Source organism: Saccharopolyspora aridisoli (assembly GCF_004348445.1).
GTDB lineage: Bacteria > Actinomycetota > Actinomycetes > Mycobacteriales > Pseudonocardiaceae > Saccharopolyspora > Saccharopolyspora aridisoli.
Genome location: NZ_SMKV01000016.1, coordinates 25,084 through 51,054, shown reverse-complemented (window position 1 = coordinate 51,054; position 25,971 = coordinate 25,084). Strand labels below are relative to the sequence as shown.

31 protein-coding genes and 2 pseudogenes are annotated in these 25,971 nt (G+C 71.1%); 13 read left to right on the top strand and 20 right to left on the bottom strand.

Features of this window, described 5'->3' with window-relative positions:
* Nucleotides 1–35: 35 nt before the first annotated feature.
* Complete coding sequence (locus E1161_RS14985) at nucleotides 36–647, top strand: dihydrofolate reductase family protein (RefSeq protein WP_132623961.1); 612 nt, start codon at nucleotides 36–38, stop codon at nucleotides 645–647.
* A 97-nt stretch (nucleotides 648–744) separates the two neighbouring features.
* Here E1161_RS14985 and E1161_RS28070 read toward each other — a convergent pair.
* A pseudogene (locus tag E1161_RS28070) lies at nucleotides 745–903 on the bottom strand (maleylpyruvate isomerase N-terminal domain-containing protein); the annotation flags it as partial.
* Nucleotides 904–916: 13 nt separating this feature from the next.
* Nucleotides 917–1,474, bottom strand: a complete 558-nt coding sequence (locus E1161_RS14975) for a TetR family transcriptional regulator (RefSeq protein ID WP_132623793.1) — start codon at nucleotides 1,472–1,474, stop codon at nucleotides 917–919.
* 93 nt (nucleotides 1,475–1,567) lie between these two features.
* Here E1161_RS14975 and bioB point away from each other — a divergent pair, with 93 nt between their 5' ends.
* The 4 genes from bioB to bioD are packed head-to-tail and all read left to right on the top strand — an operon-like array spanning nucleotide 1,568 to nucleotide 5,665.
* Complete coding sequence (gene bioB / locus E1161_RS14970; protein WP_132623791.1) at nucleotides 1,568–2,626, top strand: biotin synthase BioB; 1,059 nt, start codon at nucleotides 1,568–1,570, stop codon at nucleotides 2,624–2,626.
* Complete coding sequence (locus E1161_RS14965; protein WP_132623789.1) at nucleotides 2,626–3,885, top strand: adenosylmethionine--8-amino-7-oxononanoate transaminase; 1,260 nt, start codon at nucleotides 2,626–2,628, stop codon at nucleotides 3,883–3,885. The genes bioB and E1161_RS14965 overlap by 1 nt, the downstream gene beginning before the upstream one ends.
* Complete coding sequence (locus tag E1161_RS14960) at nucleotides 3,882–5,012, top strand: 8-amino-7-oxononanoate synthase (RefSeq protein WP_132623787.1); 1,131 nt, start codon at nucleotides 3,882–3,884, stop codon at nucleotides 5,010–5,012. The genes E1161_RS14965 and E1161_RS14960 overlap by 4 nt, the downstream gene beginning before the upstream one ends.
* Nucleotides 5,009–5,665: a dethiobiotin synthase gene (gene bioD / locus E1161_RS14955; protein ID WP_132623785.1), complete on the top strand. Its 657-nt coding sequence runs from the start codon at nucleotides 5,009–5,011 to the stop codon at nucleotides 5,663–5,665. Before E1161_RS14960 ends, bioD begins: the two co-directional genes overlap by 4 nt.
* 316 nt (nucleotides 5,666–5,981) lie before the next feature.
* Here the strand turns inward: bioD and E1161_RS14950 are convergent, their stop codons facing one another.
* The 6 genes from E1161_RS14950 to E1161_RS14925 form a co-directional block, all read right to left on the bottom strand.
* Complete coding sequence (locus E1161_RS14950; protein WP_132623783.1) at nucleotides 5,982–6,404, bottom strand: acyl-CoA thioesterase; 423 nt, start codon at nucleotides 6,402–6,404, stop codon at nucleotides 5,982–5,984.
* 94 nt (nucleotides 6,405–6,498) lie between these two features.
* Nucleotides 6,499–7,275 (bottom strand): putative hydro-lyase, encoded by a 777-nt coding sequence (locus E1161_RS14945; protein WP_268951389.1) that lies wholly within the window; start codon nucleotides 7,273–7,275, stop codon nucleotides 6,499–6,501.
* Nucleotides 7,276–7,285: 10 nt separating this feature from the next.
* Nucleotides 7,286–8,137 (bottom strand): 5-oxoprolinase subunit C family protein, encoded by an 852-nt coding sequence (locus tag E1161_RS14940; protein WP_132623781.1) that lies wholly within the window; start codon nucleotides 8,135–8,137, stop codon nucleotides 7,286–7,288.
* Nucleotides 8,134–8,745 carry a 5-oxoprolinase subunit PxpB gene (gene pxpB / locus E1161_RS14935; protein WP_132623779.1) on the bottom strand — a complete coding sequence of 204 codons (612 nt, stop codon included), beginning with the start codon at nucleotides 8,743–8,745 and terminating at the stop codon, nucleotides 8,134–8,136. Before pxpB ends, E1161_RS14940 begins: the two co-directional genes overlap by 4 nt.
* Nucleotides 8,745–9,506 (bottom strand): LamB/YcsF family protein, encoded by a 762-nt coding sequence (locus E1161_RS14930; protein WP_132623777.1) that lies wholly within the window; start codon nucleotides 9,504–9,506, stop codon nucleotides 8,745–8,747. The genes pxpB and E1161_RS14930 overlap by 1 nt, the downstream gene beginning before the upstream one ends.
* 8 nt (nucleotides 9,507–9,514) lie before the next feature.
* Complete coding sequence (locus tag E1161_RS14925; protein ID WP_132623775.1) at nucleotides 9,515–10,735, bottom strand: NRAMP family divalent metal transporter; 1,221 nt, start codon at nucleotides 10,733–10,735, stop codon at nucleotides 9,515–9,517.
* 129 nt (nucleotides 10,736–10,864) lie between these two features.
* Here E1161_RS14925 and E1161_RS14920 point away from each other — a divergent pair, with 129 nt between their 5' ends.
* The gene (locus E1161_RS14920; protein WP_132623773.1) at nucleotides 10,865–11,557 is read left to right on the top strand and encodes a GntR family transcriptional regulator; all 693 of its coding nucleotides are present in this window, start codon (nucleotides 10,865–10,867) and stop codon (nucleotides 11,555–11,557) included.
* Here the strand turns inward: E1161_RS14920 and E1161_RS14915 are convergent.
* Together E1161_RS14915 and E1161_RS14910 are read right to left on the bottom strand one after the other, a co-directional pair.
* Nucleotides 11,545–11,874, bottom strand: coding sequence for a branched-chain amino acid transporter permease (locus E1161_RS14915; RefSeq protein WP_132623771.1), 330 nt, complete (start codon nucleotides 11,872–11,874; stop codon nucleotides 11,545–11,547). The two genes, E1161_RS14920 and E1161_RS14915, sit on opposite strands and share 13 nt — an antisense overlap.
* Complete coding sequence (locus tag E1161_RS14910; RefSeq protein WP_132623769.1) at nucleotides 11,867–12,586, bottom strand: AzlC family ABC transporter permease; 720 nt, start codon at nucleotides 12,584–12,586, stop codon at nucleotides 11,867–11,869. The genes E1161_RS14915 and E1161_RS14910 overlap by 8 nt, the downstream gene beginning before the upstream one ends.
* Before the next feature lie 75 nt (nucleotides 12,587–12,661).
* Here E1161_RS14910 and E1161_RS14905 point away from each other — a divergent pair, with 75 nt between their 5' ends.
* On the top strand, nucleotides 12,662–13,108 hold the full coding sequence (locus E1161_RS14905; protein WP_132623767.1) for an Lrp/AsnC family transcriptional regulator: 447 nt from the start codon (nucleotides 12,662–12,664) through the stop codon (nucleotides 13,106–13,108).
* Between the two features lie 233 nt (nucleotides 13,109–13,341).
* Here the strand turns inward: E1161_RS14905 and E1161_RS14900 are convergent, their stop codons facing one another.
* The 4 genes from E1161_RS14900 to E1161_RS14885 all read right to left on the bottom strand — a co-directional run bounded on the left by E1161_RS14900 (nucleotide 13,342) and on the right by E1161_RS14885 (nucleotide 14,907).
* Nucleotides 13,342–13,668 (bottom strand): hypothetical protein, encoded by a 327-nt coding sequence (locus E1161_RS14900; RefSeq protein ID WP_132623765.1) that lies wholly within the window; start codon nucleotides 13,666–13,668, stop codon nucleotides 13,342–13,344.
* A gap of 104 nt (nucleotides 13,669–13,772) precedes the next feature.
* On the bottom strand, nucleotides 13,773–13,952 hold the full coding sequence (locus E1161_RS14895; protein ID WP_132623763.1) for a CsbD family protein: 180 nt from the start codon (nucleotides 13,950–13,952) through the stop codon (nucleotides 13,773–13,775).
* Nucleotides 13,953–14,063: 111 nt separating this feature from the next.
* Nucleotides 14,064–14,273, bottom strand: coding sequence for a CDGSH iron-sulfur domain-containing protein (locus E1161_RS14890; protein ID WP_132623761.1), 210 nt, complete (start codon nucleotides 14,271–14,273; stop codon nucleotides 14,064–14,066).
* Nucleotides 14,254–14,907: a HemK2/MTQ2 family protein methyltransferase gene (locus tag E1161_RS14885; protein ID WP_132623759.1), complete on the bottom strand. Its 654-nt coding sequence runs from the start codon at nucleotides 14,905–14,907 to the stop codon at nucleotides 14,254–14,256. Before E1161_RS14885 ends, E1161_RS14890 begins: the two co-directional genes overlap by 20 nt.
* A gap of 102 nt (nucleotides 14,908–15,009) precedes the next feature.
* Here E1161_RS14885 and E1161_RS14880 point away from each other — a divergent pair, with 102 nt between their 5' ends.
* The 3 genes from E1161_RS14880 to gndA are packed head-to-tail and all read left to right on the top strand — an operon-like array spanning nucleotide 15,010 to nucleotide 18,649.
* Entirely contained in the window at nucleotides 15,010–16,170 is a 1,161-nt protein-coding gene (locus tag E1161_RS14880; protein ID WP_132623757.1) for a carboxylate-amine ligase, read from the top strand.
* A complete protein-coding gene (locus tag E1161_RS14875; protein ID WP_132623755.1) occupies nucleotides 16,167–17,171 on the top strand; it encodes an iron-containing redox enzyme family protein in 1,005 nt (334 codons plus the stop codon). Before E1161_RS14880 ends, E1161_RS14875 begins: the two co-directional genes overlap by 4 nt.
* 38 nt (nucleotides 17,172–17,209) lie before the next feature.
* Nucleotides 17,210–18,649 carry an NADP-dependent phosphogluconate dehydrogenase gene (gndA, locus tag E1161_RS14870; RefSeq protein WP_132623753.1) on the top strand — a complete coding sequence of 480 codons (1,440 nt, stop codon included), beginning with the start codon at nucleotides 17,210–17,212 and terminating at the stop codon, nucleotides 18,647–18,649.
* Here gndA and E1161_RS14865 read toward each other — a convergent pair.
* The 6 genes and pseudogenes from E1161_RS14865 to E1161_RS14840 all read right to left on the bottom strand — a co-directional run bounded on the left by E1161_RS14865 (nucleotide 18,646) and on the right by E1161_RS14840 (nucleotide 23,367).
* Nucleotides 18,646–19,839 carry an MFS transporter gene (locus E1161_RS14865; RefSeq protein ID WP_235875038.1) on the bottom strand — a complete coding sequence of 398 codons (1,194 nt, stop codon included), beginning with the start codon at nucleotides 19,837–19,839 and terminating at the stop codon, nucleotides 18,646–18,648. The two genes, gndA and E1161_RS14865, sit on opposite strands and share 4 nt — an antisense overlap.
* 96 nt (nucleotides 19,840–19,935) lie before the next feature.
* Nucleotides 19,936–20,133: pseudogene (locus E1161_RS14860) on the bottom strand (CGNR zinc finger domain-containing protein); the annotation flags it as partial.
* A gap of 81 nt (nucleotides 20,134–20,214) precedes the next feature.
* Nucleotides 20,215–21,024: an MBL fold metallo-hydrolase gene (locus tag E1161_RS14855; RefSeq protein WP_132623751.1), complete on the bottom strand. Its 810-nt coding sequence runs from the start codon at nucleotides 21,022–21,024 to the stop codon at nucleotides 20,215–20,217.
* Nucleotides 21,025–21,120: 96 nt separating this feature from the next.
* Nucleotides 21,121–21,420 carry a MoaD/ThiS family protein gene (locus E1161_RS14850; RefSeq protein ID WP_132623749.1) on the bottom strand — a complete coding sequence of 100 codons (300 nt, stop codon included), beginning with the start codon at nucleotides 21,418–21,420 and terminating at the stop codon, nucleotides 21,121–21,123.
* Entirely contained in the window at nucleotides 21,417–22,532 is a 1,116-nt protein-coding gene (locus E1161_RS14845) for a WD40/YVTN/BNR-like repeat-containing protein (protein ID WP_132623747.1), read from the bottom strand. The genes E1161_RS14850 and E1161_RS14845 overlap by 4 nt, the downstream gene beginning before the upstream one ends.
* Before the next feature lie 37 nt (nucleotides 22,533–22,569).
* Nucleotides 22,570–23,367 carry a helix-turn-helix domain-containing protein gene (locus E1161_RS14840; RefSeq protein ID WP_132623745.1) on the bottom strand — a complete coding sequence of 266 codons (798 nt, stop codon included), beginning with the start codon at nucleotides 23,365–23,367 and terminating at the stop codon, nucleotides 22,570–22,572.
* Nucleotides 23,368–23,636: 269 nt separating this feature from the next.
* On the opposite strand from E1161_RS14840, the gene E1161_RS27175 reads away from it, so the two are divergent.
* From E1161_RS27175 to E1161_RS14830, 3 genes are all read left to right on the top strand, one after another.
* Complete coding sequence (locus E1161_RS27175) at nucleotides 23,637–23,798, top strand: hypothetical protein (protein WP_165939800.1); 162 nt, start codon at nucleotides 23,637–23,639, stop codon at nucleotides 23,796–23,798.
* Nucleotides 23,799–23,910: 112 nt separating this feature from the next.
* A complete protein-coding gene (locus E1161_RS14835; protein WP_132623743.1) occupies nucleotides 23,911–25,215 on the top strand; it encodes an MFS transporter in 1,305 nt (434 codons plus the stop codon).
* On the top strand, nucleotides 25,212–25,766 hold the full coding sequence (locus tag E1161_RS14830; RefSeq protein ID WP_132623741.1) for a nuclear transport factor 2 family protein: 555 nt from the start codon (nucleotides 25,212–25,214) through the stop codon (nucleotides 25,764–25,766). Before E1161_RS14835 ends, E1161_RS14830 begins: the two co-directional genes overlap by 4 nt.
* Nucleotides 25,767–25,971 lie beyond the last annotated feature (205 nt).

Genomic DNA, 25,971 nt, shown 5'->3' with positions numbered 1-25,971 from the left:
CCACCCTGGTGACGACCACGGAAAGGACCAGGACGATGAAGCTGACGGTGAGCACGTTCCTCTCGGTCGACGGCGTGATGCAAGGCCCCGGCGGCCCGGACGAGGACCGCAGCGGCGGTTTCGAACGCGGCGGATGGCTCGCGCCGCTGTTCGACGACGAGGTCGGGCAGTTCATGGACGCGATGTTCGGGCGGGTCGGGGCCTTCCTGCTCGGGCGGCGGACCTACGACATCTTCGCCGCCTACTGGCCGAAGGTCGATGACCCGGACAACCCGATCGCGACCCAGCTCAACACGCTGCCGAAGTACGTCGCCTCCACGACCCTGACGGACCCGAGCTGGGCCAACACGACGGTGCTCAACGGCGACGTCGCGGCGGCCGTGCGCGAACTCAAGGACCGGCCCGGCGAGGAGCTGCAGGTCCACGGCAGCGCCACACTGGTGCGGTTCTTGCTGGCGAACGACCTGGTCGACGAGCTCAACCTGATCACCTTCCCGGTGATCGTCGGCCAGGGGATGCGGCTGTTCGCCGAGCGGGGGCTCGACACCGAGCTCGAACTCGTCGCGAGTCGAACCACGCCGCGGGGCGTGGCGATCCAGACCTACCGGACCACGGGCCGCCCCGGGTACGGGACGGTCGGGGACTGACCAGGAGCTGTTCGGCATTCGCCTTGCGCAGCGGTGCGGGGTAGCAGGACCTGAGACCGGTGCCGCAACTCCGTGCGCCACTCCTGGTGCATGCCGGGACGTCCTGCGCATCGGTGGTGATCAGGTGGCGCACCAGGTCTCGCACCAGCCAGCCGCGGCACCCGGACGGCTGCATCAGGTCGTCGTCGGCGAGATCCGCCACGGCCGAGCGCAACGACGCCCACAGGCGGTGAAGAGCCTCATCGCGCCACCGCAGCGACCTGACCGGCTCAGCTCGCCGAGACCCGAGCGCGGAGACCGTCGAGCAGCAATTGCAGGCCCTGCTCGAAATCAGCTGCGCCGTCGGGGTTCCGGTCGATGGCGCCGGCGCTGGCCGCCTGCATCGCGGTCTGCTCCTCGACGGTGTGGCCGAAGACCAGGTGCAGGATCGCGCGGGTGCCCACGTCCACCAGGTCGCCGGGGAGCCCGCCGTCGCCGAGCGCCGAGCGCAGCGCGGTCGCGGGCTCGCGGGCCCCGAGCCCGAAGGTGTGCGCCGTGACGACGACTTCGGCGCCATCGCGGTAGGCGAGCATCGCGTCGCGCAGTTCGGCGCAGACCTCGATCACCCGCCGGTCCCAGCGCTCGGCGTGGCGAGGTCTGCCGCCGCGCTGGAGGATCTCGTCGGCGACGGCCGCCAGCAACGACTGCTTGTTGGGGACGTGGTGGTAGAGCGCGCTGGGCTGCACGCCGAGCTCCGAAGCGAGGCGGCGCATGGTGAGCGATTCCAGCCCGTACTCGTCGAGGACCTCGATGGCCCGAGCCACGACATCGCTGCGGTGGTAGCGCACTCGAAAACCTCCAGTTGACCGGTCGGTGCCCCCAGTCTAGCCTGAACACTGTTCAGGTGAACACTGTTCAGGTCGACTTCGGGAGAGGACCCCATGGGCACCACCTTCGATCAGCTCGCCGACGCGGTCCTGGCCGGAACTCCGGCGACGGCCGACGACGCGCTCGCCGTCCTGCGCGCCGACGACGCCGACCTGATGTCCGTCGTGGCGGCGGCGGGCAGGCTGCGGCGGGCGCACTTCGGCAACACCGTGAAGGTCAACTACCTGGTGAACCTGAAGTCGGGTCTGTGCCCGGAGAACTGCAACTACTGCTCGCAGGCCCTCGGCTCGAACGCACCGATCCTGAAGTACTCGTGGCTGTCCAAGGACGAAGCGCTGCGGCAGGCGGGAGCCGGCCTCCAGGGCGGGGCCAGCCGGGTGTGCATGGTCGCCTCCGGCCGCGGCCCGTCGAACCGCGACATCGACAAGGTCACCGAGATGGTCGGCGCGCTCAAGTCCGAGCACCCGGACGTCGAGGTGTGCGCCTGCCTCGGGCTGCTGTCCGACGGCCAAGCCGAGCGGCTCAGGGACGCCGGGGTGGACGCCTACAACCACAACATCAACACGGCGGAGAGCCACCACGACACGATCGTCCAGACCCACACCTACGCCGACCGCGTCGCCACCGTGGCCAAGGCCAAGGCCGCGGGCCTGTCGCCCTGCTCGGGGCTCATCGCGGGACTGGGCGAAACCGATGAGCAGCTGGTCGAGGCGCTGTTCGCGCTCAAGGCGCTCGAATCCGACTCGATCCCGGTGAACTTCCTGATGCCCTTCGACGGCACCCCGTTCGAGAACACCTGGGAGCTCTCCCCCACCCGCTGCGTGAAGATCTTGGCGATGGCGCGGTTCGTCTGCCCGGACCGGGAGGTCAGGATCGCCGGTGGCCGCGAGATGCACCTGCGCTCCGCCCAACCGCTCGCGCTGCACGTCGCCAACTCGATCTTCCTCGGCGACTACCTCACCTCCGAGGGCCAGGAGGCCGATGCGGACATCGCGATGATCCGCGACAACGGCTTCGTCGTCCTGGGCTCCGACGAGGAGATCGCGCAGCGACCCGTCGATCCGGCGATCCGGCGCCGGGGCGCGGGCACCGACGTCCTGCCCAACGCGTGATGGGCGCGGCTGACCTGCTCGCCTTCGACCGCGAGCACCTGTGGCACCCCTACACCTCGATGCTCGATCCCGCGCCGACGCGGCTGGTGACGGGTGCTTCGGGCAGCCGGATCACCATCGACGGCACCGGCGAGGTGGTCGACGGGATGGCGTCGTGGTGGTCGGCGATCCACGGCTACCGGCACCCCGTGCTCGACGAGGCGCTGCGGGAGCAAGCGGAGCGGTTCTCGCACGTGATGTTCGGCGGCCTCACCCACGAGCCGGCCGTCGAACTGGCCAGACGCCTGGTCGAGCACACCCCTGACGGGCTCGACCGGGTCTTCCTCGCCGATTCCGGATCGGTGAGCGTCGAGGTCGCGATGAAGATGTGCTTGCAGCACCAGCGCGGCGTCGGGCGGCCCGAGCGGACGCGGTTCCTCACCGTGCGCGGTGGGTACCACGGCGACACGTTCGACTGCATGAGCGTGTGCGATCCCGACGGCGGCATGCACTCGATGTGGTCGGCGGTGTTGCCGGAGCAGGTCTTCGGCGAGCGTCCGCCGGGGCTCGGCGGTGACGTCGCCGAGTGGGCGTCGGGTTTCCGCGCGCTCGCAGCCCAGCACGCGGGCACCCTGGCCGGGCTGATCGTGGAGCCGCTGCTGCAGGGGGCGGGCGGGATGCACCCCTACCCCGCCGAATGCCTCCGGGTGTTCCGGGAGGTCGCCGACGAGCACGGGCTGGTGCTGGTCTTCGACGAGATCGCCACCGGTTTCGGGCGCACCGGAACGCTTTTCGCGTCCGAAGCGGGCGGTGTCAGCCCGGATGTGCTGTGCCTGGGCAAGGCGCTGACGGGCGGGTACCTCACGCTGGCTGCGACGCTGTGCACCAGCGAGGTGGCTCGCGGCATCTCCGGCAGCGATTCGGGTGTGCTCATGCACGGTCCGACGTTCATGGGAAATCCGCTGGCATGCGCGGTCGCCTCCGCCAGCCTCGACCTGCTCGCCACCGGCCGGTGGGTGCACGACGTGCGGCGGATCAACCGCGGTTTGCAGGCGCTGCACGACATCGACGCGGCCGAGGTGCGGGTGCTCGGAGCCGTCGGCGTGGTGCGGCTCGATCACCCCGTCGACGTGGTCGCGGCGACCGAGGCCGCGCTCGCGGAGGGCGCGTGGCTGCGCCCGTTCCGGGACCTGATCTACGTGATGCCGCCGTACGTGTGCACCGACGAGGACGTGGCGGTGCTGTGCGCAGGCATCGCCGCAGCGGTGGAAGCCGGATGAGCTGGGACGGGTGGCTGGCCGAGCAGCGGGAGGCTCGCGAGCGGGCGGGGCTGCAGCGCGCGCTGCGGGCGCGCTCGGTGGACGAGGACGTCATCGACCTCGCCAGCAACGACTACTTGGGTTTGAGCACGCATCCCGAGGTGCGCCGGGCCAGCGCCGACGCGGCGCTGGCGTGGGGCGCGGGGTCGGGTGCCTCCCGGCTGGTCACCGGGACCACCACGGCGCACGGCGAGCTGGAGGCCGAGCTCGCTGGGTTCACGGGCCGGCGGTCGGCGCTGGTGATGTCCAGCGGCTACCACGCGAACCTGTCCGCGGTGACCGCGCTGGCCGACCGCGACGCGCTCATCGTCTCGGACGCGCACGTGCACGCGTCGCTGATCGACGCGGCCCGGTTGTCCCGGGCGACGATCGAGGTGGTGCCGCACAACGAGGTCGACGCGGTGCGGGCGGTGCTGGACGAAGCCGGTGGGCGGCGGGCGCTGGTGCTGACCGAGTCGGTCTTCTCGGTGCTCGGCGACGCGGCACCACTGCCCGAACTGGCCGAGATCTGCGCCGAGCGGGGCGCGTTGTTGCTGGTCGACGAAGCGCACGGGTTGGGCGTGGTGGGCGATGGCGGCCGGGGCCTGGTGGCTGGTCTGGGCGAGGCGCCGCAGGTGGTCATGACGGCGACGTTGTCGAAGTCCCTCGGCGCGATGGGCGGCGCGGTGCTCGGGTCGGACGCGCTGATCGACCACCTCGTCAACCGCGCGCGGCCGTTCATCTTCGACACCGCGCTGGCCCCGGCGCCCGTCGCGGGGGCGCTGGCCGCGCTGCGCTTGCTGCGCGACCGGCCCGAACTCCCGCAGCGCATCCACCGGCGGGCCTCCGAGCTCGCCGACCGCTTCTCGGTGAGCCGGTCCGCTGGCGCGGTGCTTTCGGTGCCGATGCCGTCTCCGCAGGTCGCGCTCGCGGCGCAGGCCGCCGCGCTCGACGCCGGGGTGCGGGTCGGATGCTTCCGGCCGCCGTCGGTGCCCGACGGCGTGTCGCGGCTGCGGATCACCACCCAGGCCGGGATGGCCGATGACGCCTGGGAGCACGCGGTCGAGGCGCTGACGCGCGTCGTCGAGCAGCACGGAGGACTACCGTGATCATCTTCGTCACCGGAACCGACACCGGGGTCGGCAAGACGGTGGCCACGGCGGCGATGGCCGTCCACTTCGGACCCGAACTGGTGGTGGCGAAGCCGACCCAGACCGGCACCGACGAGCCCGACGCCGAGGTGGTCCGCCGCCTGGCGGGCTGCGCGGTCGCGCAGTTCACCCACCTCCCGGACCCCCTCGCCCCGGACACCGCCGCCCGCCTGCGCGAGGTGGGCATCCCGACGGTCGGCGACCACGCGACCCGCATCCGCGCGCTGGCCGGAGCGCACGGCACGGTGATCGTGGAGGGCGCGGGCGGTGCGCTGGTCCGCCTCGACACCACCGGGGGCACCCTGCCCGACCTCGCCGCCGAACTCGCCCGCGACCACGAGGTCCGGGTCCACGTCGTCACCCGGGTCGGCCTGGGCACGCTCAACCACACCGAGCTCACCGTCGAGGCGCTGCGCTCACGCGGCCTGGAACCGGCCGGCCTGGTGCTCGGCGCCGTGCCGGAAGATCCGGGCCTGGCCGAGCGCTGCAACCTGACCGAACTCCCCCGCACCACCGGCGTGCCCGTGCTCGCCGCGCTGCCCGAAGGGGTGGGCGCGCTCGAACCCCGCGAGTTCCGCAGCCGCGCGGCGTCCTGGTTCCGAACGCGCTGACGGGTGCCGGCGGCTTCCCTCCCGTCCCGGAACGCCCCGCCGCGGTCACCGGGACGTGCGCGGACCCCCCGGAACGTCCACACCGGACGAACTGCGGCCGCTGAGACCGAGGAGCCCCGCGCCGCGCGAACACCCCGACGCCGGGAAGCTCCACGCGCGGAGCCCTGCTGGACAACCTCGCCCCGCTGCGGGCGCAAGCCGAACCCCACGACGACTGGCGGCGACTCGACCGCGATGCCGCGGCCGCCGCTCGTCGAGCACTGGAATTCGGACTCCCCGGTCGGCGCACCTCGGTAGACGCCGTGCGCCGAACCGCTCAGGCCCCCGGTGCGAGCGCCTCGGCGTCGAAACCGACGGCTTCGAGAGCGCCCTTGGGGTCGGCGACGAGCTTGCGCGCTTCGAGGTCCATCAAGCCCAGCACGCAGGTGATGTCCGCGGAGGTCGTGCCGTCGGCCTTGGTGATCACCGTGTCGAGGTTGAAGGACTTCCCGGAGCCGAACTTCGCCTCGCAGGACGCCTCGATCTGCTCGTTGGCGCGCAGCTCGCGCCGGAAGTTCACCGTCGTGCTCAGCAGCACCGGCGACAGCTCCTGGGCGACCAGCCGGTTCCAGTCGCACCCGGCCGCCTGGAACCCGGCGACCCGCGCCACCTCGCCGTACTGGTGGTACACGGCGTGGTTGACGTGGCCGAGCGCATCGAGCTCGTAGCTGCGGACCTGGAGCGGAATGCGAAAAGTCACGCGCCCACGCTAATCGGAGGTCACCGCGTCGGTGTCGCAATCATGACGTGGATCGCAGCCGATCGTGGTCCGCGCCCACGACCCCGCCGCCGGGCTACGGGACCTGGTAGGCGCTGTCGCGTGCGTCGGTGATGGCCATGTGGCCGGGGGCGTGACCGATGGCGAACGGCGGCTTTGACTGCATCACCGCGGCCTGCGGCGTGACCCCGCAGGCCCAGAAGACCGGGACCTCACCGGGGCGGATCTCCACGGCTTCGCCGAAGTCAGGTGCGTCGAGGTCGTTGATCCCCAGGGCTTCCGGAGGACCGACGTGCACCGGGGCTCCGTGCACCGCCGGGTAGCGGGTAGTCACCCGCACGGCGGTGGCGACCAGTTCGGCGGGGATGGGACGCATCGACACCACCAGCGGACCCGACAGTCCTCCGGCCGGTCGGCACTGCCGGGCGGTCCGGTACATCGGCACGTTGCTGCCGGCCTCGATGTGCCGGACCGGGACGCCGGACTCCAGCAGCGCGGCCTCGAAGGTGAAGCTGCACCCCACGAAGAAGCTGACCAGGTCCTCCCGCCACAGGTCGACGACCTCGGCGCGTTCCTCCACCAGCTCGCCGTCCCGGTAGACCGTGTAGGCGGGCAGGTCGGTGCGCAGATCTCCCCGGAAGATCGACGCGCTGGTCTCCCCCGGCTCGGTCACGTCCAGCACCGGGCAGGACTTGGGGTTGCGCTGGGCGAACAGCAGGAAGTCGTAGGCGTGCTCGCGCGGTAGCGAGATCAGGTTCGCCTGCGCCCACCCGGCGCTGAAGCCCGAGGTCGGCACGCGCAGCCCACCGCGGAACGCTTCCCGGGCCTGCTCGGGTGGCATGTCCTTGGACATCCTGGCCTCCTCAGATGCAGCGGAAGTGGACGTGCTGGCCGGGTCGCGCCTGCGCGGCCTTGGCCACGTCGGCGGCCAGCACCACGCCGATCACCGGGTACCCGCCGGTGACGGGGTGGTCGGCCAGGAACAGCGTCGGGGTTCCCAGCGGCGGTACCTGGAGCGCGCCGGCGACCACGCCCTCGCTGGGCAGTTCCTCGGTCCGGCTGCGCTCCAGCACCGGTCCGTCGAGGCGCATGCCGACCCGGTTGCTCTCAGCGGTGACCTCGTACGGCGCGCTGACCAGCGATTCCAGCGCCTCGTCGGTGAACCAGTCGTTGCGCGGGCCCGGCTGGACCCGAAGCACGACCTGCTCGGCCGGACCGGCGACGGGCGCGATGTCCACGACCGGGAACCGGGAGGGCGGCGCACCGATCGGCAGCACGGAGCCGGGACGGAGCTGAGCGGGACCGAGCCCGGAGAGCACGTCTGTGGAGCGCGATCCCAGCACCGGTTCGACGTCGATGCCGCCGCGCACCGCGAGGTAGCTGCGCAACCCGATCGCCGGGACGCCGAGCCGCAGCACCGCCCCGGCGGGCACGCGCAGCACCGCGTTCGCAGCCGCGCCTCGACCGTCGACCGCGATCGGGCACGGTGCTCCGGTGAGCGCCACGGTCACGTCGCAGGTGGGGCGCACGGTGAGTCCGCCGAAGGTGACCTCGATGGCGGCGTTGTCCTCGTCGTTGCCCACCAGTCGGTTCGCCAGCCGCAGCGAAGCGGCGTCGGCGGCGCCGGAGGTGCCCACGCCGATACCCGCCAGGCCCGGTCTGCCGAGGTCTTGAACGGTGGCGAGCGGGCCGGTGGCCAGGACTTCCAGTGTCATCCGATCTCCCGGAACCGCACTCGCACACCCGGGCGCAGGAGCGCGGGCGGATCGCGGTCGATGCTGAAGACCTGCAGGTCGGTGTGCCCGATGAGCTGCCAGCCGCCGGGCGACTCCCGCGGGTAGATGCCGCTGAACGCGCCCGCCAGCCCCACGGCTCCGGCGGGAACGGCAGTGCGCGACTCGGACCGGCGAGGCACCACCAGGTCTTGCGGACCGCCGCTGAGGTAGCCGAAACCCGGTGCGAATCCACCGAAGGCGACCTTCCACTCCGCTCCGGTGTGCTTGTCGACGACCTCTCGCTCGGTGAGCCCGGTCAGCCGGGCGACCTCGGCGAGGTCGGCGCCGTCGTAGACCACCGGCACCTCCAGCTGCTCGCCCACCTCGCGCAGGCCGGCGCGCGGTTCGGCGGCGCGCACCGCGGCCTCGACCGCCTTGACGTCGGACCGCTGCGGATCCAGTTGCAGCAGCAGCGTTCTCGCCGCCGGCACGAGGTCGATGACGCCTTCGGGCGGCGAGTCGGCGAGCGCCGCGTACAACGCGTGCACCTCCTGCAGATCGGCCAGTTCGATCAGCAGTCCCGAGTCGGCGCAGGGAAGGAAGCGCATCAGCTTCCTCCCGCCACGAACGGCCGCAGCGCAACGCCGGCACCGCTGAGCCGGTCGTGCACGGCCTGGGCGATGGCGACCGCTCCCGGGCTGTCGCCGTGCACGCAGATCGAATCGGCGCACACCTGGATCTCGCTGCCGTCGACGGCGCGGATCGGTTCGCCCGCGGCGAGGTCAAGGCAGCGCTGGGCGATCTCCTCGGGGTCGTGCAGCACCGCGCCGGGTTCTCGCCGCGACACGAGGGTGCCTTCCGGCGTGTAGGCGCGGTCGGCGAAGGCCTCGCGGAAGGTCCGCAGCCCGGCCTGCTCGGCCTGGGAGAGCCATTCCGAACCGGGCAGGCCCAGCACGGCCAGTCCCGGGTCGTAGGAGCGGACCGCTTCGACCACGGCGGCGGCCTGCTCGGCGTGGTGCACGATCGCGTTGTAGAGGGCGCCGTGCGGCTTGACGTAGGCGACCTCGGTGCCGGCCACGCGGGCGAACCCGGACAGCGCGCCGATCTGGTAGATCACGTCGTCGGTCAGCTCTCGCGGCGGCACGTCGATGAACCGGCGGCCGAACCCGGCCAGGTCCCGGTAGCCGACCTGCGCGCCGACCGCCACGTCGCGCTCGGCGGCCCGGGTCACCGCCGCGCGGATCACCACGGAATCTCCGGCGTGGAAGCCGCAGGCCACGTTGGCGCTGGTCACCACGCCCAGCAGAGCTTGATCGTCGCCGAGTTCCCAGCGGCCGAAACCCTCGGCCAGGTCCGCGTTGAGATCCATCGTCGCCCTCACTTCCACAGCGCCGCGATGCCGCCGACGGAGTTGACGCCCAGGTAGACCGTCAGCAGCCAGGCGACCGCTCCGATCACCAGCAGCCAGCGCGGGTAGCGATAGCCGCCGAGCAGGTCGCCGCGCCGGGCCGCCACGAACATCAGCACGCCGAAGCCCACCGGCAGGATCAACCCGTTGAGCGCACCGGCCAGCACCAGCAGTGTGGTGGGCGCCTGGTCCAGCAGCACGAACACCAGCGCTGAGACCGCCACGAACGCCACGACCAGCCAGTTGCGGGCCTTCTCCAGCGAGCTGGAGAAGGTGACCAGGAACGACACCGAGGTGTAGGCGGCGCCGACGACCGAGGTGATGCTGGCCGCCCAGAGGATCATGCCGAACAGCCGCAGCCCGACCTCACCGGCCGCCTGCTGGAACGCCTCCGCGGTGGGGTTGGCCGATCCGAGCGCGACGCCACCGGCGACCACGCCGAGCACCGCGAGGAACAGCACCAGCCGCATCACGCCGGTGACCAGCAGCGACACCACGGAGCTGCGGCTGACGTCGGTGATCTGGTCCGGTCCGGTCACGCCGGCGTCGACCAGCCGGTGCGCCCCGGCGTAGGTGATGTAGCCGCCGACGGTGCCGCCGATGAGCGTGGTGATGGCCAGGAAGTCGACCTCGCTCGGCCACACGGCCTGCACCAGCGCCTGGCCGACGGGAGGTGCGGAGGAGAACGCGACGAAGGCGGTCAGCGCGATCATCACGATCCCCAGCACCACGACGATGCGGTCCATCGCCACACCCGCGCGCTTGCTGAGGAAGATGCCGATCGCGATCACCGCGGAGAGCGTGCCACCGATCTTGGCGTCGAGCCCGAACAGCGCGTCCATGCCCAACGAGGTGCCCGCGATGTTGCCGATGTTGAACACGAGCCCGCCGAAGACCACCAGCGCGGCCATCACGTAGCCGAGGCCGGGCAGCACCTTGTTGCCCAGGTCCTGGGCGCGCATGCCGGAGACGCCGATGACCCGCCAGACGTTCAGCTGGACGGCGATGTCGACCAGGATCGACACCAGGATCGCGAAGGCGAAGGCGGCCCCGAGCTGGATGGTGAACTGGGTCGTCTGCGTGATGAATCCGGGTCCGATGGCGCTGGTGGCCATCAGGAACACCGCACCGAGCAGCGTGCTGCGCTTCCCCTTCGATCCGTTCTGCCGGGGTGTGCTCGTCTCGGTCATGGCACTCCGATCCCGCGGTGGCTGTGGTTCGGAACAACATAGAGAATTGTTCAACAATCCCGCAATACCCCGTTTGGAACTCTCCCGTTAGACTGTTGATCACCTACACCTACTGAACAGGGAGCCGGCTTGACCGCGACCGATCCGTGGGCTGACCTGCTGGCGGCCGACCGGGCGCTGCTCGACCGCACCAGCACCGCCGAGCGGGTCGCCGACGTGCTGCGGCAGCGGATCATCGACGGCGCCCTGTCCCCGGGCACCCGGCTGTCCGAGGAGAGCGCGGGCAAGGCCCTCGCGGTCTCCCGCAACACGCTGCGCGAAGCCTTCCGGCTGCTGGTGCACGAACGACTGCTGGTGCACGAGTTCCACCGCGGCGTGTTCGTCCGGGTTCTCTCCGGCGAGGACGTCATCGACCTCTACCGGATCCGCCGCCTGCTGGAGACCAGCGCGGTGCGCCGCGGCGAGAACCCCGACCTGGTCCCCGCGGTCGACCGCGCGGTCAGCGACGGCGAGCGCGCGGCGACCGAGGAGCGCTGGTGGGACGTGGGCACGGCGAACATGCGCTTCCACGAGGCGCTAGCGGCGCTGGCGGGCAGTCCCCGGGTCAACGACACGATGCGCCAGCTGCTGGCCGAGCTGCGCCTGGCGTTCCACGTGATGTCGCGCCCGGAGGAGTTCCACAAGCCCTACCTCGGGTTCAACCGGGAGATCGCCGACCTGCTCACCGCGGGACGCCGGGAGGCGGCGGCGGAGAAGCTCGACGCCTACTTCGACGCCGCCGAGACCCAGCTCGTCGCCGCCTACCGCACTTACCAGGACTGAGCGAAGACCACGCTCGTCAGCAGCACGTGGACGGTCGTTCCGCCGAGGATGCTCAGCACCGGGTCGCGCTTCCACAGGTGCAACCCGATCGTCGCCACCAGCGACAGCGCGGTCGGCGCGTGCGCGGTGGCCTGGGTGTCGTGCAACGTGTAGACGGCGAGGATCACCATGACGCCGACCGGCATCCGCGCGCCGAGGTAGTGCACGGTCGCGCTGCTGCGCAGCGGTGCCAGCGCGGCGAACGGCAACGCCCGCAGCGCCCAGGTCACGGCGACGGACACGGCCACCGCGCCGGCGATGTGCATCGGGTCAGGCATCGACGTCCTTCTTCCGCAGCAGGAATCGACTCGCCAGCAGGCAGGCGGTGAACAGGCCGAAGGAGACCAGCAGCAGCTGCTCGGGGAACAGCAGCGCGCTCACCAGCGCGCAGATCATCGCCAGCACCGGGACGGGAACGCTGCGACGCGCCCGGAAGGCGTCGATGGCCAGCACGACGAACAGCGCGGTGAGCGCGAAGTCGAGACCGTCGAGCCGGAACGGCACCAGCGCCCCGAAGAGCGCGCCCAGCGTCGCGCCTGCCACCCAGAAGAAGTGCAGCAGCACCTGCAACCACACGATCCGCCTGCCGCTCCACTCCTGCGCCGCGGGGCCGGTGGACAGCGCGTAGGCCTCGTCGGTGAGCGCGAAAGTGCTGTACACCTTGCCGATTCGGCCGCGCACTCGGTGCAGCGGGAAGGACAGCGCGTAGAACACGTGACGGAAGTTGACCAGCAGCGCCGTCACCGCGACGTGCGCCAGCGGCGCGGCGGCCACGACGAGGCCGATCAGCAGGAACTCCAGCGACCCCGCGTACACCAGGGCGGCGAACGCCGTCGCCCACCACCAGTCGAGACCGGCGTGCGCCACGAGCAGTCCGAACGCGATGCCCAACGGGATCATCGCGAGCCCCACGGAGCTCGAGTCGCGCAGAGCACCCCGCAGGTCGGCGCGCGGCGAGGGAGCGGTCTCAGCGACCAGAACAGCAGGCATGGCTGCAATCTTAGGCGGCGAAAGCAGTAATGTGGTTGCCGTGAGTTCCCCATTCCCGGCACTGAGAGCAACGCGATGTCGATAGATGCCCTAGACCGCGCAATATTGTCTCACCTGAGCCAGGACGGCAGGTTGACCAACGTCGAACTCGCCCAGCGGGTCGGCCTCACGCCCGCCCCGTGCCTGCGCAGGGTCAAGCGCCTGGAGTCCGAGGGGATCATCACCGGGTACCGCGCCCGCATCGACCCGGCCGCGACCGGTCGCGGCTTCGAGGTCATGGTCTCGGTCGAGATCAGCATCAACGACCTGCAGACCGTCGAGGAGCTCGAAGGAGCCATCACCGCCTACGACGAGGTGGTCGAGGTCCACCGCCTCTTCGGCCGCCCCGACTACCTCATCCGCGTGGCCGTGGAGGACTCGGCGACCTTCGAGTCCTTCCTCACGACCAAGCTCATGGCCCTGCGCGCGGTGGCCAGGGTCGATTCGCACATGATCATGAAGAAGCTCAAGACGAGCGACTGACCTCGGTGATCAGAGCCACGCCGAGGCAGGTGAGGCCGTGCCGGGACCGCGGTGGGCGCTGCGACTCGCCGGGCGGTCGGCACCGTCCGGGAGGAGCGCCCGGATGCGCTCGCGGCGATGTCGTCCCGGGTCGAACAAGACCCCAGCGTCGTGCCACCGCGAGGCGGGTCCGCGCCGCTGGTGGCCCCGACCCCGCCTCGCGCGCGACTTCCTGGTCAGCGGACTCTCGCGGGCTACGTCGTGCCGGGACGGTTGTGGTTTCCGTGCCGCAGCGGATGCATCGGTTCCGGGGCACCGGCCGGAGTCACCGGCGACCCCTTCGTGGAGCCCTGCGCCTCTGCCGGCTCCGCGCGGTGCTCACCCGACCCGGGTTCCGCACCACGGCGGAGCTCGTCGAGCCGCTGCCGCATCATCTCGACGACCTGCGGGCGGTCGTTGTGCTCCTGCTCGTACCCCAGCACGCGAGTCAACTCGTCCTTACCGAGCGAACGGATCATGTGCTGCAACGAGCCCGTCGACAACTGGTCGTAGTCCGGCAGCGGAAAGTCCTGCTCCTGCATCGGGAGCCTCCTCGGGAGTTTTCGGGCGTGACTCGGCGGGGGCTCGCAGCCCCCGCCGGGGAACCGGCTGAGTCGCGCACGGACTTCCGGACCGGCGCTGGGAGTCACTCGTCCTTGCGGACGGCGTCCTTCGCGTTCTCACCGGCTTGCTTGAGGTTGCCCTTGGTCTGCTCGGTCTTGCCCTCGGCCTGGGTCCTGCGATCGCCCGTGGCACCGCCGAGCTTGTCCTTTGCCTTGCCCACGGCCTCTTCGACCTTGTGGCGAGCCTTGTCCATCGCAGACATCTGAACACCCTCCTCATCTCGGGAAACCACGGTTTACCCGGAGGCCCTGCTGGCGAAACGTCAAGCGGATCAGCGCGGCGGTTGGTCCCCGGCTCAGGCGTCGCGCACGGCTCAGGCCTCGCGCACCTTGCGGCGGTGGCTGGTGTCGCAGAAGGGGTAGTTCCGACTGCGGCGGCACGCGCAGACGGCGACCACGAACCGGTCGGAGTCCACTGTGGTCCCGTCCTCGAGGACCAGTCGCACCGGACCTTCGACGAGGACCGGCCCTCCGGGGACGACGGTGACCCGCCGGACGTCGGGGTCAGCGGGGCCGGTCCGCACGGATCACCACCAGTTCCTCGCAGCGCTGTCCTCGCCGGATCAGCCCGCGGTCCTCCATCATGGTCGCGCGCTCGTCGAGGACCGGGCCGAACGCCTGCGCTTGGCGGTCCACCACAGCGGCCTTCAGGCCCCCGGCGCGGAGTCGCGCCAACGTCGCTTCTACGTCGGCCAGATCGGACTGGACCAGCAGCAGCGTCCCGCCACTGCCCAGGAGCTCGGGCGCGCGAACGCACAGCCGGTCGATGACCGCGCGGCCGTCGTACCCGGCGTCCCACGCACGCGCGGCACCTCGTGGTGGCTCGGGGCCCTGGGCGGGGACGTAGGGCGGGTTGGCCACCACCACGTCGAACGGATCGGAGTAGTCGCGCGCCAGCGCGTCGCCCCTCTCCGCGCGCACCGGCAAGCCGCGCAGCCAGGCGTTGACGCCCGCCACCGCGACCGCCGCGATCGAGACGTCCACGGCCGTCACCTCACCAGCGCCGGTTCGGGCTGCCGCCAGCGCCAGAGCACCCGTTCCGGTGCCCACGTCGAGCACCCGGCTGCCCGGCTTGATCCCCGCGTCACCCAAAGCCCGCGCCAGTAGCCAGGTGTCGCCCTGCGGCCGGTAGACAGCCGAGGTCCTCAGCAATCTCATGCACATCAGGTTTCCGTCCCCGCCGGGCCGCAAACCACGAGCTCCGAGGTTTGACCACGCCCTCACCAGGGAAAGCAACGCCATGCAGGCCGGATCGCAGCCATGGGGAGGAGCTCGCCGGTGAACACTCCCGCGGTCGAGAACGCCGAGCCAGCGGTCGAACAAGCTGCCGAACTCCCCCGCACGCTCGGTGTCGAAGAGGAGTTCCTCGTGGTCGATCCGGAAAGCGGTGCGCCGTCCGGACGTGGCCCGGCCGTGCTGGCCGGAGCGACCGACCTCGATCCGCGGCACAGCTTCCACCCCGAACTGCTGACCAGCCAGGCCGAGGCCGCCACCGGTGTGTGCACCTCCTCGGCGCAGCTGCGCGGGCAGCTGCGCTCCGCGCGCGAGCGGATGAGCCGGGCGGCGCAGGCTGAAGGGCTCGCGCTGATCTCGTCCGGAACACCGCCGTTCCTGGGGGAACCGGGCGCGATCTCACCCGGCACGCGCTTCACCCGGATCGCCCAGACCTACCGCGCGGTCGTCACCGACTACCAGGCCTGCGGCTGCCACGTGCACGTCGGCGTGCCCGACCGGGAGAAGGCCGTGGCCGTGATCAACCACCTCCACCCGTGGCTGCCGTCGCTGTTGGCGATGTCGGCGAACTCGCCGTTCCACCTCGGCGCCGACACCGGCTACGCGAGCTGGCGCATGGTGCAGCAGACGCGGTTCCCCGGCTCGGGAATCCCACCGCGGTTCCGCTCCGCGGCCGAGCACGACGAGCAGGTCGCACGGCTGGTCGAGTGCGGAGTGCTCGTCGACGAGGCCATGTCGTTCTGGCTGGCGCGGCCATCACCGCATCTGCCGACCATCGAGCTGCGCGTCGCCGACGCGGCCACCACCGTGGGCGAGGCGCTGCTGCAAGCGGTGGTGACCCGGGCTCTGGTGCGCACCGCGCAGCGCGAGCTGGACGCCGGCCGCGAGGCACCCGAGATCGACCCGCGACTCGAACAGGCCGCCGTGTGGACCGCAGCCCGCCACGGGCTCGACGGGCCTGGCATCGACCTGGTGGCGCAGCGCCGCGTGCAGTCCGCCGAGCTCGTGCACCGCATGATCCGGTGGGCGGCGCCCGAACTGGAGGAGACCCGCGATCTTGCGACGGTCCGCAAGCTCATCGCCGGACTGCTGCACTGCGGTACCGGCGCCCGCAGACAACGCGCTGCGGCGGCCCGAGGTGATCGGGCGCTGCTCGCCGCCATCCGACTCGAGGGAGGGGTGCGATGACCAGCCTGCCGGAACCGCGCGGCCCGCTGTCCGCCGCGGTCACCGCCACGCTCCGCCGGGAACCACCCGCCCCCGCGCCACCGCCTGAGCTGGCGCACGACTGCGACCCTTGGGGGTCAGACCTCGCGATCGCACTGCACACCTGCTACGAGCTGCACTACCGCGGGTTCCACGGCGTCTCACCGGAGTGGGAGTGGGACCCGGGCCTGCTGGCCCTGCGCGGCGAGCTCGAACGCGTCTTCCTGCACGCGCTGCGCGCCAGCACCGACGCCTCCGACGACGTCGCGAGCGTGCTCGACGCACTGCTGGTGGAACCCGTGCCCGGTAACGGCGTCTCGCACCACCTGCGCGACCGGGGCCAGTGGTGGCAGGTGCAGGAGTACTTCGCGCACCGCTCGATCTACCACCTCAAGGAGGCCGACCCGCACGTGTGGGTCATCCCGCGCCTCCAGGGCCAGGCCAAGGCGTCGCTGGTGGCGGTGGAGTTCGACGAGTTCGGCGGCGGGCGCGGTGAGCGGGTCCACGCGCAGCTCTTCGCCGACCTGCTGGCCGGTGCCGGACTGTCCGCCGACTACCTGCACTACCTGGACGTGGTGCCCGCACCGCAGATCGCCATCGTCAACCTGATGTCGCTTTTGGGGCTGCACCGGGGACTGCGCGGTGCGCTCGTCGGTCACTTCGCCGCCGCCGAGATCACCACGGCACCCAGCGCGCAACGCCTCGCCAAGGCCCTGGACAGGCTCGGGGCGGCGCAGGAGTGCGTCCACTTCTTCACCGAGCACGTCGAGGCCGACGCGGTGCACGAGCAGGTCATGCGGCGGGACGTGATCGGTGATCTGCTCGATCGGGAACCGCAGCTGGCCGAGGACGTCGTCTTCGGCGTCCGGGCCACCGAACTCCTGGAGGGCAGGCTCGCCGACCACCTGCTGGGCGCCTGGGGCCGCGACGAGACCTCGCTGCTGCAACCGCTCGACGTCCCGGAGCCCGCCGCGAGCAGCTGAGCCCGCCGACAACCGACGTCACCACGGGAGTCGCACCGATGAGCACAACAGCGCAGATCGGCGTCAGCGGACTGGCGGTCATGGGCCGCAACCTGGCGCGCAACTTCGCGCGCAACGGCTACGCCGTCGCGCTGCACAACCGCACCCCGGCCAGAACCCGCGAGCTCGTCGCCGAGTTCGGGCAGGAGGGCACGTTCGTCCCGGCCGAATCCGCCGAAGACTTCGTGGCAGCGCTCGAACGGCCGCGACGACTGGTCATCATGGTCAAGGCCGGTGACCCCACCGACGCGGTGATCCGCGAGTTCGCCCCGCTGCTGGACACCGGGGACGTGATCATCGACGGCGGCAACGCGCACCTTGCCGACACCCGCCGCCGCGAGCAGGAGCTGCGCGCGCAGGGCATCCACTTCGTCGGCACCGGCATCTCCGGTGGGGAGGAAGGCGCGCTGCACGGTCCGAGCATCATGCCCGGTGGTTCAGCGGAGTCCTACGCCTCACTCGGCCCGATGCTGGAGAAGATCGCCGCCAAGGCCGCCGACGGCGCACCGTGCGTGACGCACGTGGGCGCGGACGGAGCCGGGCATTTCGTGAAGATGGTGCACAACGGCATCGAGTACGCCGACATGCAGCTCATCGGTGAGGCGTACCAGCTGCTCCGTGACGTCGCCGGATATCCGCCGAAGGAGATCGCCGGGATCTTCCGCGCGTGGAACACCGGCAGGCTCGACTCGTACTTGATCGAGATCACCGCCGAAGTCCTGTCCCACGTGGACGCTGCGACGGGGCGACCGTTCGTCGACGTGGTCGCCGATCGGGCCGAGCAGAAGGGAACCGGGCGCTGGACGGTGCAACTGGCGTTGGAACTGGGCGTTCCTGTCTCGGGCATCGCCGAAGCGGTGTTCGCGCGCTCGCTGTCCGGGCACACCGCGCTGCGGGAGGCCTCCCGCGGCTTGGCGGGCCCCACCCCGCGAGCGCTCGGGGACGCCGAGGCGGCGAGGTTCGCCGACAGGGTTGAGCAGGCGCTGTACGCGTCGAAGATCGTGTCCTACGCGCAAGGCTTCCACGAGCTCGCCGCGGGCAGCGCCGAGTACGACTGGCGGTTGGACCTCGGTGCCATCGCCGCGATCTGGCGCGGTGGGTGCATCATCCGCGCGGCGTTCCTGGACCGCATCCGCGCGGCCTACGACAACCGACCCGACCTGCCGAGCCTGCTCTCCGACGACGAGTTCGCGGAGGAGATCGCCGAAGCCCAGGACGACTGGCGCGCGGTGCTCGTCGGTGCCACCGAACAGGGCGTTCCCGCACCGGGTTTCGCCGCCGCCCTCGCCCACTACGACGCGCTGCGCGCCGAACGCCTCCCGGCGGCGCTCACGCAGGGCCAGCGGGACTTCTTCGGCGCCCACACCTACCGCCGCACCGACCGGGAAGGCACCTTCCACACCCTGTGGGGCGGTGACCGCTCCGAGGTCGAGGCCTAACCTGGTTCGTGCGCGGGTGGCCTCGCGGCCGGAACGGCCAGTGCGGACGGGACGAGCAGTGCTGCCACAAGCAGCAGGGCGTGCAGCGTGCCGACGTGGTCGGCGAGGTAGCCCAGCAGCGGCGGACCCGCGAGGAACGCCGTGTAGCCGACGGTGGAGACGACGCTGACGCGGGCTGCCGCGCGGGCCGGGTCGTCGGCGGCTGCGCTCATGCCCACCGGGAAGCCCAGGGACGCGCCGATCCCCCAGATCGCGGCACCCAAGAACACCAGCGGGAGCCAGTTTCCGAAGACCACCAGCAGCACGCCGATCCCGGCGGTCGCCATGGTCGCCCAGAGGACCTTCGTGCGGCCGAAGCGGTCGAGCAGGATCGTGCCGACCACGCGGCCGGCGGTCATGGCGCTGAGGAACACCGCGAAACCGACCGCACCGAGCCACGGCGGGATGTCGTAGCCGTCGACCAGGGCCACGGCCAGCCAGTCGTTGGCGGTGCCCTCGGTCAGCGCCATCGCCAGAACCACCAACCCCACCAGCAGGGTTCGCGGTTCGGCCCAGGCGCGGACGATCCCGCCGCCTGGCGACTCCTCCTCCTCGTCATCGTGCGCGGGCAGCAGTGAGGGTGCCGCGAGCGTCGGGACCACCGCGACCAGGACCGCCGCACCGACCAGGTGCACCACCATCGGCACGCCCAGCCCGGCGCAGGCCGCCCCCACCCCGGCTCCGACGACCGTGCCGAGGCTGAAACCCGCGTGGAAGCGCGGCATGATGGTGCGACCGATCCGGCGTTCCACCGCGGCGCCGTCGATGTTCATCGCCACGTCCCACAGGCCCGTGCCCAGCCCGAACGCGAGCAGGCCCGCAGCGGTGACCCAGACGTCGCCGAACATCCCGGAACCGGTGCCGGCCAGCGCCACTCCGACGGCGTCGAGCACGGCAGCGCCGGTGATGACCGCGCGGGCGCCGAAGCGGTGCACCAGCGCACCTGCCAGCGGCAGCGCGAGGATCGATCCGACGGAGATCGCCAGCAGCAGCCTGCCCAGCTCGCCCGGCGAAACCGACAGCGCGTCGCGCGCCTCCGGGATTCGCGACATCCAGCTGGCCATCGCGAACCCGTTCAGGGCGAACACCACCGCGACAGCGTTGCGAGCACGCAGCACACCGGAATCTGCGCGCGTTTCGACCGCCACCACGACCCCCAGCATCGATCCAGACCGCGCACCAGTCTGCGGCCCTCGCAGGTGAGCGGTCAAACCAGTTCCGGGGAGCAGGCCGCCCCTTCGGCCGGGTCAGCTGGTGCTCATCCGCGCGCCGGTCCTGTTCTTCCGCTGGTTGGCGTTCAAGCGCGCCTTCTTCTGGCGGTTCCCGCACGTGTTCATGTCACACCACTTGCGGGTGCGGCTCTGACTGGTGTCGAAGAAGGCGGCCCGGCAGGTCTGCGATGCGCACAAGGCCAACCTCCCGTCTCGCTCGCCCGCGATGATGCTGGCGAGAAGGACTCGCCGCAGTGCTGGCCGCTGATCGGTGAACGCGGCTGGGCACCGGTTGCACCGGGAAGAGCCGGAGCGTCAGCTGAGAGCGCGCACGTGGCTGTCGAAGCCGACTGGGTCGTGCGCGGAGATGACGTCGATCGCGCGTGCGAGGTCGCGGAGACGGCCCTGGTTGTTCAGCCGCGCGCGGTCGTCCACCGCCATCGCACGCTGGAACGCGCGCAGCGCGGGCGGGCAGTGCGGGGGCTGCGACATCTCCCCTTGCCAGAAGTACGCGTCGCCCGCGTGCAGCAGCCACCGCTCGCCCGCGTCCACGGCGACGCCGACGTGGCCGGTGGTGTGGCCGACCAGCGGGACGAGCAGGATCTCCTCCGGGAGCCCGTCGAGCTCGCGCACCGCCTCGAACCCGAACCAGTCCTGCCCGGAACGGTCGTCGTGGACGGCCCAGTCGGGTCCGTGCGCCCACTGGGCCTTGCGGTAGCGCATGTCCGAACTGCCGGTGGCCGCCCGCAGTTCGGGCCCGTGGACGTGCACCTTCGCCTGCGGGAAGTCCCGCAGCCCGCCCGCGTGGTCGAGGTCGAGGTGGGTGAGCACCACGTGCCGCACGTCGGCCGGGTCGAACCCGAGCCGCCTCACCTGCGCGACAGCGGTGGTCGCCGGATCCAGCTGCGGGTTCATCAGCATCCGGAACGCCTTCGGCAGCGAGGTCCGCGCCGGGTCGGAGTCCTCGGTGCCGATACCGCTGTCGACCAGCACCAACCCGCTCTCGGTCTCGATCAGCAGGCAGTGGCACACCATCCGCGCCCGGCGCAGCACTGACCCCTCGCCGTCGATCAACCGGCCGCCGAAGGGCCGCATCGGGCCGCAATCCAGGTGATGAACTCTCATGCCACCACACTAGAACCGTTGCGGGGCGCTCCTGCTCAGCGGTGCGAGCTGAGTCCCACACCTCGAACAGCGGCTATGCCCGCAGCTCGCTCGCGATCAGCCACCGGCCATCGCTCCGATGATCATGTAGGGCTCCTTGCCGACCGCGACCTCTTCGGGCAGCGGGTCGTCGAGCGGCTCGTTGGACAGGTCCTGCTCGCAGGCGAAGAACCTGATGAATGCGCGCCGCTTCTTGGTGTCGTGATCGCGGACCGTGCCGCGCAGCGCCGGGTAGCGGGCCTCCAAGGCGTCGAGCACGAGCCGCTGCGTCGGGATGCCGTCGACCTCGACAACCACTTCGCGCTCGGGGATCTTCGCGAGCGTGCGCAGGTGCGCGGGAAGCAGGATGCGGATCACGGGAGAGTTTGCACCTCCACCGACAGGACCGAGGGCAAGTTGTTGACGATGGGCCGCCACGTGTCACCGGAGTCGGGCGAGACGTAGACGTCACCGCCGGTGGTGCCGAAGTAGATCCCGCAGTCGTCCACCTCGTCGACGGCCATGGCGTCGCGCAGGACGTTGACGTAGCAGTTCTCCTGCGGGAGGCCGTTGGTCAGCGGTTCCCACTCGTTGCCGCCGACCCGGCTGCGGTACACGCGCAGCTTGCCCTCCGGCGGGAAGTGCTGCTCGTCGCTGAGGATCGGCACCACGTAGACGGTGTCGGGCTCGTGGGCGTGCACGTCGATCGGGAACCCGAAGTCGCTGGGCAGGTCGCCGCTGATCTCGTACCAGGAGTCGCCCGCGTCGTCGCTGCGCATCACGTCCCAGTGCTTCTGCATGAACAGCACGTCCGGCCGGTCGCGGTGCAGGGCGAGGCGGTGCACGCAGTGGCCGACGTCGGCGTCCGGAGCCGGGATCTGGCCGGAGTGCAAGCCCTTGTTGATCGGCCGCCAGGACTTGCCGCCGTCGTCGGTGCGGAACGCGCCCGCCGCCGAGATCGCGATGTAGAAGCGGTCGGGGTTGTTCGGCGCCTGGATGATCGTGTGCAGGCACATGCCGCCAGCGCCCGGCTGCCAGTTCGGCGCCGATTCGTGCTCGCGGAGCGCGGGCAGCTCGTGCCAGCTGCGCCCGGCATCGGTGGTGCGGAACAGCGCGGCGTCTTCGACACCGGCGTAGAGGGTGTCCGGGTCGGTGGCCGACGGTTCCAGGTGCCACACGCGGGTGAACTCCCACGGTCTCGGCGTCCCGTCGTACCAGAGGTGCGTGCCGGGCGTTCCGTCGTAGGAGAAGTGGTTGTCGACCGGCCGCCAGCTTCGACCGCCGTCGTCGGAGCGCTGGATCTGCTGCCCGAACCAGCCCATGGACTGGGAGGCGAAGATGCGGTCGGGATCGACCTTGGAGGCTTTGAGGTGGTAGAGCTCCCAGCCGCCGAAGTGCGGGCCGTCGACTTCCCATGACTCGCGCTTGCCGTCGGCGGTGAGGATGAAAGCTCCCTTGCGGGTGCCGACGAGGACTCGGACTCGACTCATGATGGGATCCCTGCGCTGGTCACGGCTGGTGTCAAGCTCAAGGTAGGCCCGCTGCGAGGGGTTGTCTTCTCCGATCTTGCGCAATCGGAGCGGCCAGCGGCGGCAGCGCCACCAGCACCGGGGCCGACCACGGCGGCACGACCCGCAAGGTGATCTCGCGGTGCTCCGGGGGCCGGGCGGGGCCGATGACCAGTGGTGCGGGTGAGCCCCCGACGACGTTCCAGCCGGGAACCAGCTGCTCGGCGTGGTCGGCCCGCGCGGAGAAGGCGGTCGCCAGCACCCAGTAGGTCCCGCGCGGGATCCCGGTGAGCGCGAAGCGTCCCTGCTCGTCCAGCAGCGCCCCGACGACCGGGACGCCGCGCGGGGTTCGCTGCGCGAACAGGCCCACGTAGATGGCGGCGGCGCCGCCGAGCGCGATGCGCGCTGCGGTGGCCAGGTGGACCTGCCCGGTGACGACGCCGCCCGAGTCGTCGTGGCCTGGTACCAGCACCGGGCGCGGCGGTGCGTCGCTGAGCAGGTCGGGCAGCCTGCGGAAGCTCACCGGGGGCAGGCCGATCTCAGCCGTGAAGCGGCGGGTGAACGTTCCCACCGAGCTGAAGCCGACCTCGCAGCAGATTTCGCTGACGCGTTCGTCGGTTGCCAGCAGCAGCCGCTTCGCCCGTTGGAAGCGGTGCGCGGCCAAGAACCTCCCCGGCGGCTGACCGTGGGCGCGCGCGAACGCGCGGGCGAGGTGGAACGGGCTGTAGCCGACGTGGTCGGCGACGTCGGCCAGGGTGATCGGCTCCCCGGCATGACCCGCGATGAAGCACGCGGCCTCGACTGCGACGTCCGGCATCTCCGACTCCCCCCGTTCGGCCCCCTCCCCAACTACGAGCGCGACGGTACCGCCCGGACCCGACAACCCGGACCCGGAACCGAGTCGTGGTGATCTTGAGCCCGATCGAGCTGCGCGGAGCGCGGACAGCACGCGAACACAACTGATCACCTGGTCAAGGTTTGCGACCATGAAGCTGCACGAGGTGTCCGAGTGCGCCGGCAAGGAATGCCCGGCCCTCTACGTCTCCGACAGCGGTACGGGTCCGGGAAAGCCGGCGCTGGCCGTCGATGGGCTATCACCAGGACGACGCAGACATCGACCTGGCCACGATGAGCCGCGCGCTCCGCGCGGGCACCAACGTTCTGGAAGCGCCCAGCCTTCCGCAGTCGCTCCGGGAATCCAGTTCGCTGCCACTGCTCCTGGCGATCCGCGCGGCGGCGCTGCGGTAGGGAAATCCCCTAGTGGCAGGTCGGGAAATCACCAATGGCGGCGTCTCGGGGCCGTCCCTAGCGTTGAGCGACAACGCGGACGCGCCCGTCTCCTCGACCGACAGGACTCGCCATGCCCGTGCTCAGTGAGGACGGCGCCTCGCGCGCCGGTGTCAGACGGATCGGCCTGGCCAGCGGGGTGGGTTCCACGCTGGAGTTCTACGACTTCGCCATCTACGGCACGGCCGCGGCCCTGGTGTTCGGGCAGATCTTCTTCATCAGCGGCGACGAGTGGTTCGGCTCGTTCGTGGGACTGGCGACCTTCGCCGTCGGGTTCCTGCTCACCCCGCTGGGGGCGCTGCTGTTCGGGTGGCTCGGCGACCGCTACGGGCGCCGGTTCTCGCTGCAGCTGACGTTCGTGGTGATGGGTTCCTCGACGCTGCTGATGGGCGTGCTGCCGTCCTACCTGGCGATCGGCATCACCGCTCCGCTGCTGCTGATCGCGCTGCGCATGTTGCACGGGCTCGCGCGCGGCGGGGAGATCGGCGGTGCCGCGGTGCTGGCCGTCGAGCACGCACCGCCGCACCGGCGAGGGCTGTACGGGTCGTTCGCGACGATGGGCTCGCCGCTCGGGCAGCTGCTGGCCAACCTGGCGTTCGCACTGGTGCTGCTGATGCCGATGCAGGCCGTGATCGCCTGGGGCTGGCGCGTGCCGTTCCTGATCGGCGGTTTCGTGCTGGCACTCGGCGTGTGGGCGCGCCGCGGCATCGCCGAGACACCGGAGTTCGTCGCCCTCGCCCGCGGCCGCGAGGTGCCGTTCCTCGCGGTGTTCCGGCAGGACCGGAGACGGCTGCTGCTGGCTGCGGGGGTGAACCTGGGCCTGAACGCCAACATGTTCATCCTGGCGACGTTCATGCTGTCCTACGCCACGGCCGCCGCACCGCAGGGGCTCGCGCTGCCTCGACAGCCGATCGTGATCGGCAGCATGGTCGGGCTGCTGTGCCACGCGATCACGATCGTGCTGGCCTGCTGGTTGTCGGACCGGGTGGGCCGCAAACCGGTGATGATCTCCGGCGCGGTGGGTGCGCTGGTGTACGCGCTGGTGATGTTCCGGATCGCCGACATCGGCACGCCGCTCGCGGTGGGGTTGGCGGTCATCATCGGGTTCACCATCGGTGGATTCCTGTGGGGCCCGCTGCTGACCTACTACTCGGAGCTGTTCACCGTCGAGCAGCGGCAGTCCGGCGTGGGTTTGGCGTTCCAGATCGGCAGCGTGCTCGGCGGCGGGTTCGCACCGATGATCGCCAACCGCCTGATCGCCGTGACCGGCAGCTCGACGTCTGTCGGCTGGTACATCGCCGCCGGTCTGCTGGTGTCCCTGCTGTGCCTGCTCCGCCTGCCCGAAACCGCGCCCGCGCGCACGAGAGGAGCCCGATGACCGAGTCGACCATCACCGCGCTGACCAGGCGGATCGAGGCCCTGGAGGCCGAGGCGGACATCCGCCGCATCCAGGCCCGCTACATGTTCCTGTGCGACTCGCCGTGCCCGGAGTTGGCGGTGCGCGACGACGCCGAGCGCATCGACGCGATCATGGAGCTCTACGCCTCCGACGCGGTCTGGGAGGGCGTCGGCGAGCACTACGAAGGCCAGTTCGGCCGCGCCGAGGGGCACGCGGCGATCCGGGCGCACTTCGAGCGGTTCTGGAGCCGGGAGGGGGACCCGGCGCTGCTGCTCAACGCGCACTACCTGACCTCCGAGCAGATCCACGTGAGCGGCGATCAGGCCACCGGGCTGTGGATCCACGTGCAGCCCTGGCTGTTCGCCGACGGCAGCGCTCTGCTGCGCTCCAGCCGGCTCAACAACGCCTTCCGCCGCGACCCCGAAGGCTGGAAGATCACCCGCACCCGCACGGAGAACGTGTTCACCGCTCCGCTTCCCGACCGCTTCACCTCCGACCACCCGACGACCTCGGTGCTGCTGCGGGACTAACGCCAACGGACCTATCCCAGGCTCGGACCGCTTGCCTAGGATCTGCTCAGGCGCGCGGCGGAGCCGCTGTTCCTGGTGAGGGAATCAGCTCGCACCGCCGCGGTCCGCAAGCGGTGCTGTGGCGAGCACGCCGCGACGCCGTGTTGGCATACCCGAGCAGTGGCGCGGATTCCACAGCGCCGCCCAGTGCCGCTGCTCGACCGCT